Raw genomic sequence first — 10399 nt, 5'->3', positions numbered from 1 at the left:
TGAGCTGCGTCTTCTTTAGTATTGCCTTTTTCTCTGAGTTACAGAAGTTTATTTTCATGGTAGAGCATAATAGAATTTCTTTAAAAAGGGATGATACATTTCAGGAAGCAAGCCATATAAATGATTTCCGGCAATACCTTTAATTGAATCTGTCAGGGAGAATAGGTGTCCGTTGTTACTTGAATTTTGGAGTGGACTTATGAGAGGCTTCGTTGAGTTCGAGCGTAATCTTATAGTTGAGCGCACGCTGGAAGAGAGAGCGATAGCAAAACGACGGGAGGACTTTCACATTGGTAGGCCAGCAAAGTTTACAAAGGCACAAATAGTTAAAGCAGGAGACCGAGTGTAATCGGTCTTTTTTTATTTGGTCGTGGACAATGTGGTGCCATTTATCATTGGTTTACTCCAATTTATTAGATTGAACCGGTGATATTTTGGGCTTAACCATTCCGATTTTCCACACTCAACCTGACTGGACTGCTGATTGTAGAAGCCTATACTTAAGAGATGTAGCATCCTTGTTCACTTTAATAATTCCCTTTATCAACTTGTTACTCTCTTACTTTTCTATTCCATAAAAATAAGGCCACCTGCTGAAAAGGAATCGTTGTCGATATTTCGACTATACCTTTTCTGGTGCCTTTGATGAAACCTTTGGTTTCCATAGTTCCAAATAGTATACGTTGTATTAAATGAATTTGTAGAATAAACCTGATTAATCCCCATATTATAAATTGTCTTTACTATATTGCATTTATTTATAACTTATATTAGTTCTTTCAGTGTTTGCTTATGGTCCAAGTTTGCTCTAAATTCCTCTTTTGTTGCAAATCCCACCTTCTTTTTTTCGCACTTAACACCTTCGTCTTTTTTAATTTTTCCAAAAAAATCTTGAATAAGGAGGGGTGAGGAGAACCCCCCCTTAATACCTTACTGTGCTTTTTTTTCTGGGGGTATTATAGTTTGTACTTGTTTGCTTTCTTTATCGGATGTTTGGATCAATTCATCTTTAAGACCTTTAAAAGTGGAGTAACACATAAACAACATTAAAATAGCAAGTGGGATGGAGGTTGCAACAAGAGCTGACTGCAATCCTTGTAAGCCCCCTGTCGTAATCAGAACAGAAGATACCGCCGCAATTACAACACCCCAAATGATCTTAGTAAAAGCAGCAGGATTTGGATTTCCGTTTTCACTAATCATACCTAGCACAAAAATGGCAGAATCCGCAGAAGTAATGAAGAAGATAACGACAAGCACCATGGCCAAAACACTTAAAAACGTACTCATCGGAAAATACTCGAAAAACTTGAATAAAGCAGATGTCACATCAGAGGAGACAGCTTCTGCAATGGCTGTTTTGCCCTGATTTTGGATAAGATCAAGCGCCGAACCTCCCATCACAGCAAACCACAAAAACCCGCCAACAACAGGGATAAAGACAGCCCCCATCATAAATTCTTTGATGGTTCTTCCTTTTGAAATCCTTGCAACAAAGCTTCCTACAAGCGGTGCCCAGGCAATCCACCAGCCAAAATAGAATAATGTCCAGCTTCCAATCCATTTACCCTTCTCGGCACTATACGGCTCCAGACGGAATGACATGCTTATAAAATTTTGGGCATAATCGCCAATGCCTTGAAAAAAGATTTTAAAAATAGATTGTGTTGGTCCAAGAATCAACATAAATCCTAATAAAAGAAAGGCTAAAAGCATATTAAGATTAGATAAGTGTTTGATACCAGCTTGTAGTCCGGAAACGGAAGATGCAAGATATAGAACGGTTGTAATAGCAATGATAATAACCTGGGCGAAAAAACTTACTGGAATCCCCCAAAGATAATTCATTCCACTGTTCACTTGAAGTGTTCCAAATCCTAAGGAGGTTGCAATTCCAATAACAATCGATAGAATGACAATAATATTAATAAATTTACCAAAAGCACCGTAAATTTTGTCACCGACTAATGGGTAAAAAACAGAGCTTAAAGATGATGGAAGTTTTTTTCTAAATTGGAAGAATGCTAACGAAACACCTACAACCGCGTAACATGCCCATGCTGAAACTCCCCAGTGCAGATAGACAACTTGCATTGCAAGCTTTGCAGACTCCTCGGAATTAGCTTTACCAAACGGAGGGTCAATATAGTAGGAAACTGGTTCTGCTACCCCCCAGAAAACAAGGCTGATCCCAATAGATGCACTAAAAAGCATCGCAATCCAGGTAGCTGTTTTATATTCAGGGCGATCATCGTCATCCCCTAAACGAACACGACCAAATTTCGAGATTCCGATATACATACAGAAAGCAAAGAAAAGGAAGGTACTTCCAAGAATAAACCAGCCTAAATTATTATAAATAAAATTTAAAGATGAATTTGAGAATCTCTCCAATTGCTTTGGAGCAAAAATGCCTATGCTGATTAACAATAGGCTGAGAACTAAAGAAATACGAAAAACGGCCTTCTTGCTATTCATCCAACCATCCCCTTATCTATTTCTTTTGGTGTAGAGCCCTTAACCTGTAAACGTTTTTAAAATAAAAAATGTAATTTACAAAATATACTAAGTGTTCCGAAAATTTGAGCTAGCAACATATGAAGACTACAACCCCATATTCTGCCACATTGTTAATATTCTACCACTTTAGCTAATTGTAATGAGCTTACAATACTTACCAACTGGTCGCCAACTTCAGATGTAGAAGCTGCCCCCTTCATATCAGGAGTTAAAACTTTCCCTTCTATAATCAGTTCCTCTACCGCATCAAGGACAATTTTTCCATAGTGTTCGTATCCAAAAAAGTCGAGTAGTTGGCTCGCCGACCAAATCGCAGCCAACGGATTTGCCAGCCCTTTACCGGCAATATCCGGTGCTGACCCATGAATTGGTTCAAACATCGATGGGTACGTTCTTTCAGGATTAATGTTGGCACCGGCAGCCAGTCCAATTCCTCCAGCTAACGATGCACCTAAGTCTGTTAAAATATCTCCAAATAAGTTCGATGTCACCACGACTTCAAATCGTTTTGGGTCGGTAATCATCAGCATCGCCGCCGCATCAACAAGGTACGATGAGGTTTTGACATCTGGAAAGTCTTTCGCTACCTCCTCAAACACTTGGTCCCAAAACACCATTGAATAGTTTAAGGCATTGCTCTTACTTATACTAGTAAGGGATTTCCCTTCTTTTCGTGCTGTTTCAAAAGCATAGCGGATCACTCGCTCCGTGCCTTTTCGGGAAAATACTCCCGTCTGGAGCACAACTTCATTTTCTTTGCCTTTGAATAACCACTCTCCGGCACCCGAATATTCGCCTTCACTGTTTTCACGGATAAACAGCATGTCCACATCTTCATAATTTACGTCTTTTAATGGGCATTGAGCACCTTTTATTAGTTTAATAGGGCGGATATTGATATATTGATCAAAGCTCTTTCTGATTTTTAACAGGAGATTCCATAACGAAATATGGTCCGGGACCCCCGGAAATCCGACCGCACCTAAATAAATGGCATCAAACTCTTTTAATTTCTCAATTCCGTCCTCATCCATCATGACCCCGTGCTGGCTATAATACTCACAGCCCCATGGAAAGTAGGTGTATTCAAATTGAAGGGCACCATCCAGTTCAGCAATTTTATCTAAAACTTTGATTCCTTCCTGTAGCACCTCAGGGCCGATTCCATCTCCGGCAATAACAGCAATTTTATAGGTGCTCATCATTATTCGCCTCGATTCCATACAACTAATTTTAATTCTGTCATTTCTTCCACTGCATATTTAATACCTTCGCGGCCAACACCACTTTCCTTTACTCCCCCGTAAGGCATGTGGTCAACACGGAATGTTGGAATGTCATTAATCATGACAGCCCCTACTTCCAGTGTTTCACTTGCCAGCAGTGCATTGTTCACATTTCCTGTATAAATTCCTGCCTGAAGGCCGTATCTGGAATCATTAACGTAGCCGATCGCCTCTTCAACGGAACATACCCTATTAACAATAACGACCGGTGCAAACACTTCCTGGCAAGAAACACTCAATTTCGGATCCACGTTTGTAAGAATCGTTGGCTCCACCACACCATCCGCTGTTAAATTTCCTCCGGCTAAAATTTCAGCACCGTTTTGTTTTGCCTCTTTAATCCAACCTAATGCGCGTTCTGTTTCTTTTTTGGAGATTAAAGCAGAAATATAAGTGTCAGGATTTAGAGGGTCACCGATTTTTAACTGCTTGGCTTTAGCGGCAAATTTTTCTATAAATTCATCAAATACCTCTTTATGGGCATAAATACGCTGTAATGAAATGCAGACCTGGCCCTGATTCGAGAAGGCCCCTGTAATATGACGATCCACGACTTTATCAACGTTCGTGTCTTTATCTAAGATAACAGCCGCGTTAGAACCAAGTTCCAATGTCGTTCTCTTTAAACCGGCTTTGTTACGAATCGAGATCCCTACCGCCGGGCTGCCGGTAAAAGTAATCATTGCAACACTGTCATCTCTAATAATTGCTTCTCCGACCACAGATCCAGAACCAGTCACAACATTTAATACTCCATCCGCCAAACCTGCTTCCTTAAACAATTCGGCAATAAAAAGCGCGGATAATGGAGTTTGCGATGCCGGTTTTAAAACGATTGAATTGCCGGAAGCAATCGCTGGACCCACCTTATGTGCTACAAGATTCATAGGGAAGTTAAACGGAGTAATCGCTCCGATTACGCCAATTGGCTTACGGGTTGTATAACCGATTCTACCAACACCACCTGGGGAAGCATCAAAAGGAATGGTCTCCCCATGTATTCTTTTCGCTTCTTCTGCCGCAAATTTATACGTTTCAATCGTTCTTGAAACCTCGCCTTTTGCAAACGTAATCGGCTTGGCAGATTCCCTTGAAATCACTTCGGCAGCCTGATCCAATCTTTCCTCTAGCAATTTCACTACGTTTTCTAAAATTGCTGCCCGCTTGTAAGCCGGCATTTTCGAAATAACTTGAAAACCCGCCTCAGCGGCTTTGATTGCTTCCTTTACCAGCTTTTCGTCCGCCATTGCAATTTGAGCGATTTCTTCTCCGGAGTACGGGGAGTAAAGAGGGGCATATTCAGCCGCCTCTACCTCTCCACCATTAATAAATAGATGTTTTTTTTCTGTTTTTGCTGCTTTAATCATCTACCCAACGCCTCCAATACCATTTCGTGGAATTGAACAATTGCCTTTTCAGATGAAGAGTAAATCCCTTGGTTGAATGCACGTGAACGGAAACCGATTTGCTCTAATTCAACCAACTCAACATCTTCTTGGCGTACTTGTTCTGCAAACGTTACTAAGTCTTGCTCTTCTTGGGATAAGTTTTCATCCCTGAAATAGTAGGTATAAACACCTAACGTTGTTTCATGGTCAATTGGTATCATTTGAATTGTAGCCATATTTGCTGGTCCAGGATAAATTGTAACCATCAGGTTTGGCCATAACCAGTAGAACTCGCCACCCTGAAATTCCACTTCATTTAAATTCGTTGTACCCATTTTCTTATCAGGTTTTACAACAGAAGCCTGGACAGAATAGTTTTGGCAAGTAACAATTTGATAGTTTTTCATATCTAACGTTGCGATAAAGCTCGGATGTGCCACGTGACAGTGGTCACACTCTAAATAGTTGTCAATAAATGCCTTCCAGTTTGACTTAATCACACGTGTCTGTTGGTTAATTCTCTTAAGCTCTCCCAAGAATGGGAACTTCGCTAAACGGTCAAAGAAATCACCATATGTTGCAGCTAAAGGCGCAGCATGGTCATCAAGATTAACGAAAATTATTCCCTCCCCAATTTCCATTCTTACCTGGCGTAAGCAGCGGTCACTAACACAATGTGCATCCTCACCGGAAAAGTTTGGAGCCTTATTCAATTGGCCGTCTAAATGGAATGTCCAGCCATGGTAACTGCAGGCAAAGATTTTCTTCGTACCGGCTTCTTCTTTTTCAAGTTTTGTTGCGCGGTGTGGACATACATTGTAAAATGCGCGAATTACTTCATCTTTACCACGGGTGACAATAATGGGTTCACCCGCAACCTCAGTTGTGAAAAATTGACCAACTTTTTCAACCTGGCTGACATGGCCGACTAACTGCCATGATTTTGCAAATACATCATTTAGTTCCTGCTGATATACCTTTGGATCCGTATAAAGATCATACGTTAAAGTTCTTTCAAATGTTTTGCTAGAGTTGTTGATAACTGGATTATAAGTCGCCATGCTAAATTCCTCTCCTTCTTTCCCTTTAATTTGTTAAATTCCATCCATTCCTCATTGATTTGGGATTAAACTAAATATCTCTTCCTGCCCAAAGCTGAGTTAAAACCACTTCACTCATAGATTTACTTTTTTGCACTATTAAAATAGTGTAAAACGTTTACTATAGGCAGAATATTTAGTTTAATTAAATTAAGAGATATCCATCTCTTAACTTTGTTCATATATATCTAATGCAGGTATCGTGCCAACCTACAAAATACCGTCGTTTACTTTAAAAATGTCACTTTTTGTTCAAATCCACTTGAAAAATTGAGTTATTTTTAACTCACTCGAATTAAAAACAACTCAATTAAAAAGGAGAAGAGTTGTATGTTGGAACAAGTGCAAATACCAGATATCACAGGCGAAACACTTAGAAGAATACTGGATCATTCTTCTGATGAAATTTTTGTACTTGATAAGAATCAGCGGATAATTTTTGTGAATAGTGTATGTGAAAAGCATTATGGTCTAAAGCCTGAAGAGGTTGTGGGGAAAAATAATTCAGAATTATTCGAAAAAGGATATTGGAAGCCATCGATTGTGCCGTTGGTTTTTGAACAGAAAAAACTGGTAAGTATGAAACAAACAACCTATATTGGTGCGGAACTAATCACCACTGCTGTTCCAATTCTAAATGCGAATAATGAAATTGAACTTGTGGTAATCACATCACAGGAGATGCAGACTTTCACAAGAATAAAAAAAGAGCGGGAAAATAATCCGGCCGACAATGAGATCGCAAGCCCTATTACCAATAGTAAAAAGATGAAAGATATCTTGAAGGTTTGTGAAAAGCTTGCCGAAGTAGATTCAACTGTATTAATTCAGGGAGAATCAGGAACAGGCAAAGGAGTGTTGGCACAATACATTCATGAAATCAGCAGACGGAAAAATAAAACCTTTTTAAAAATCAATTGTGCTGCCCTTCCTGAGGACCTGTTGGAATCTGAACTTTTTGGATATGCCGAAGGGGCGTTTACAGGTGCAAACAAATTCGGGAAAAAAGGGCTACTGGAGATAGCGGACCAAGGCACAATATTTCTTGATGAAATTGGGGAAATGCCATTATCCTTGCAGGCAAAATTGCTGCAGGTCATACAGGAAAAACAATTTATACCGATTGGAAAAAATCAGATAAAGAAAGTGGATGTGCGTATTATTGCAGCCACAAACCGCGATTTACTCGATATGGTGGAAAAAAAACTGTTTCGTGAAGATTTATTTTACCGCCTGAATATTATTGATCTTCACCTCCCACCATTAAGGGAACGCAGGGAAGATATCATTCCACTGACATATAACTTTTTGTACAAATTTAATAAGAAATATGAAATGAGTAAGATCATCTCCCATGAATGTTTGGATATTTTCTATTCGTATTCATGGCCAGGGAACATTCGTCAGCTTGAAAATGTCATGGAAAGGCTGGTTGTCACCAGCGACTCGATCATCCAAAGAAATGATCTCCCTGAGCTAATCACGAATAACATCCGGCCGCGAGCAAAAATGGCTCTCCCCCCGAGGCTGGATGATGCGCTTGAATATGTGAAGGAAACTTTGGTTGTACAATCTTATAAAAAATATAAGAGTTCTAGAAAAGTAGCAAAGGATTTAAACATAACCCAAACTAGGGCTGTGAAACTTATTAACCAGTATTGTGGGAATTTAGTGGAATAGCTCAATTGTAAGGAGGTTGCTGCAAGAGGCTTTCTCCAGTTGATCTTGTGTAGTATTATTATTAATTAATACAAGCTTATGTGTATTTCTTACTAATATCTCAAATGAAGTTTGAAGATTAATTACTACTTGAATCATTTGCTCTCTATAGAAATGCGGTCTCGCTTTGGCATTGCCACCACTCTTATGAACATTCAAAGACTAGGATTAGTAGAAATTTCTTATGACAGCCAAATTTTCCATAAATCACCTTTACAAGATGAAGGCTAAAGAAGCCAATAAATCTACAGAATTTCAAGATATGGAGCCTTGGATTCAAAAAGGTAAAATACAACTTTCTCCATTGGGAGAACAATTTATAAAAGTTTGTTTATAGTCAGCCCAATAAAAGTTGGCTTTTTTAGTGATGTCTAAATGCTACTTTGTTTCCTCTCTTTCCAAAAACGCTGTAAAGAAGACGCACTCCTACCCTGGTAAAATTAAGGTTTAGGAGCGTGTTTTAATTCTCCTTTGTTTCCCCTATGCTATTACACAAATCACCTCACAGAATTGAAGCTAGATGGCATCGGCTTGATATATACTGTTAAAATAGGAGCAATAGCTGGTGACATTTAAATGGGTTACTTGATTAAGGTTTAGGCACCTTGATTGCAATAGCACCATTTGGGTATCACCAAATAAAAAAAAGACCGGTTGCGCGTCGGTCTATGTACTAAACAGATGGGTTGAGTTGGCGGGACTGTGTGGGAACCGAACCACCTGACCTGGCACGCAGGTCACAAGCGGTTTTGAACTTTGCTAGCATCTGTTTTTCTAGTACCTTGATGTACCCTGCAATACTGTTAAATCAAGGTTTGTTGATTTCTAATATTTTTTTATGGTTTCTAATTTTAAAAACTTGGGCACCAAGCATGGCACCACAATACCGTTTTATTTGCCAGTCATATGAGCTTTTATCGCTCATTTGCTTCTAGTGATAGACTACTTTTAAGAAAAAGGCTATCCGAAATGATAGCCTTTAATACTGCGAATGATGGGATAAAAAGTGATCTCTACCCTTTCAAGTTAGAATCGCAGGTTAGTTGTATGTTTGTAAGGTAAACTAAACCCTTGTTAATTTAGCTTTTGTAAATTATATACTTGATTTTATCTGTATAGTTAGTTAATGTGTATTTCGGCAATAATTGGTCAACAAGAATAGTAACTTATAAGCCTCCATAGACTCTATTGGTTTCCATTGGTCCCCTGTAATAATCATCATTAAAATTTATGGACCACTTTGGTTCCCCTTTCAACCATGATGAAAACCATTTTATTCTGCATTTAATATTTCTCTAACCACTTCATAAACCAACAAAAAACTTTGAAAATCAATATTATCAAATGGCGGTCTTTCAGTGAGAATATAATTGGCAAATCTACTTTTAGTAAGGGCAATATTAATACTTTCATCACTGATACGACAAACACCATTATCTATAATTTGAATAGAGTTTTCTCCACACTTATTTTTATTTTTACAAATTTTTTCTTCAAAAATATGCAAACCATATGTCAAAGAAAATTCATTCCCTATATATAACCTTCTCCCATTCTCATCTTCTAACTTTATCTCTTCATCTTTATAATAATGTTCAATGGAAATGTGAGGGGTAGCTTCTCTGTGAGAAGGAACTGGAAGAGTAAATGAATAAACATTATTTCCCCATGATCTAAAGCTGACACCATCTCCTCCTGATACTTTTCTAATGAAAGCCGGTTCATCTCGATCAAAAATTGCAATTATCTTTTTGTTTTGATTTAATTTTGACAGTGAAGTACAAAGATTAAATAAGTTACTGCTCCCCATTTCGATATCCTCTTCAAATTCTAAAAACTCTATTTCCCCTAAAATATCTTGCAGGTTTAACTTATTTAATGCTTGCTTTAAATGTTTCCAATCAGTTTTACCTTCGGTAATGATTAAATTCTTAGGAGAATTTTCAACTTCTTCTTGCAAAGGTTTAATATTAAAAGCCTCTTGAACTACCTTTTCTTTATAATGGACCCATAAAACTAGACACGAAATGAGGAGATGTTAAAGTAGGTTTATGACAAAAAGAAATCGATATACTCCAGAGTTTAAATCTCAAATCGTGCTAGAAATATTGAAGGAAGAGAAGTCCTTAAGCGAACTCGCTTCCCAACATGTGATCCATGCAAACCAATTGAGGCAATGGAAAAATGCAGCTTTAGAACAAATGCCGCAACTGTTTACGAAAGAGAACAAAAAACAGGATCAACTCATCTCTGATTATGAAGACCAGATTCAAAACCTCTACTCCCACCTTTTTTAAGAGTTTCCAAAAAGTTTATATAAATAACATTCCATATTCCTGTTCTTAACGTATTATCCATCGATTCTGTTTGTATAATAGTTTTAATA

Annotated in this window: 8 protein-coding genes; 2 read left to right on the top strand and 6 right to left on the bottom strand. The window is 38.3% G+C overall.

Translation table 11 applies throughout. The annotated features are described in order from the left end of the window. Nucleotides 1–930: 930 nt before the first annotated feature. The 4 genes from CU633_RS12295 to CU633_RS12280 form a co-directional block, all read right to left on the bottom strand. Nucleotides 931–2478 (bottom strand): BCCT family transporter, encoded by a 1548-nt coding sequence (locus CU633_RS12295; protein WP_101660880.1) that lies wholly within the window; start codon nucleotides 2476–2478, stop codon nucleotides 931–933. A gap of 152 nt (nucleotides 2479–2630) precedes the next feature. Next, nucleotides 2631–3722 (bottom strand): tartrate dehydrogenase, encoded by a 1092-nt coding sequence (locus CU633_RS12290; RefSeq protein WP_101660879.1) that lies wholly within the window; start codon nucleotides 3720–3722, stop codon nucleotides 2631–2633. A 2-nt stretch (nucleotides 3723–3724) separates the two neighbouring features. Beyond that, nucleotides 3725–5173, bottom strand: coding sequence for an aldehyde dehydrogenase family protein (locus CU633_RS12285; RefSeq protein ID WP_101660878.1), 1449 nt, complete (start codon nucleotides 5171–5173; stop codon nucleotides 3725–3727). Then, nucleotides 5170–6255: an aromatic ring-hydroxylating oxygenase subunit alpha gene (locus tag CU633_RS12280; RefSeq protein ID WP_101660877.1), complete on the bottom strand. Its 1086-nt coding sequence runs from the start codon at nucleotides 6253–6255 to the stop codon at nucleotides 5170–5172. The genes CU633_RS12285 and CU633_RS12280 overlap by 4 nt, the downstream gene beginning before the upstream one ends. Nucleotides 6256–6624: 369 nt before the next feature. Here CU633_RS12280 and CU633_RS12275 point away from each other — a divergent pair, with 369 nt between their 5' ends. Then, nucleotides 6625–7974 carry a sigma-54 interaction domain-containing protein gene (locus CU633_RS12275; protein WP_101660876.1) on the top strand — a complete coding sequence of 450 codons (1350 nt, stop codon included), beginning with the start codon at nucleotides 6625–6627 and terminating at the stop codon, nucleotides 7972–7974. 1312 nt (nucleotides 7975–9286) lie between these two features. Here the strand turns inward: CU633_RS12275 and CU633_RS12270 are convergent. Continuing rightward, nucleotides 9287–9973, bottom strand: a complete 687-nt coding sequence (locus CU633_RS12270; RefSeq protein ID WP_101660875.1) for a hypothetical protein — start codon at nucleotides 9971–9973, stop codon at nucleotides 9287–9289. A 91-nt stretch (nucleotides 9974–10064) separates the two neighbouring features. On the opposite strand from CU633_RS12270, the gene CU633_RS12265 reads away from it, so the two are divergent. After that, nucleotides 10065–10310 (top strand): transposase, encoded by a 246-nt coding sequence (locus tag CU633_RS12265; protein ID WP_101660874.1) that lies wholly within the window; start codon nucleotides 10065–10067, stop codon nucleotides 10308–10310. Here the strand turns inward: CU633_RS12265 and CU633_RS23640 are convergent. Further along, the gene (locus tag CU633_RS23640; protein ID WP_374703369.1) at nucleotides 10258–10371 is read right to left on the bottom strand and encodes a hypothetical protein; all 114 of its coding nucleotides are present in this window, start codon (nucleotides 10369–10371) and stop codon (nucleotides 10258–10260) included. The genes CU633_RS12265 and CU633_RS23640 overlap by 53 nt on opposite strands. Between the last annotated feature and the right edge of the window lie 28 nt (nucleotides 10372–10399).

Source organism: Bacillus sp. V3-13, from assembly GCF_002860165.1.
GTDB lineage: Bacteria > Bacillota > Bacilli > Bacillales > Cytobacillaceae > Bacillus_BJ.
Note: the sequence above shows the minus strand (reverse complement) of the source record. Positions and strands in the feature narration are given on the sequence as shown.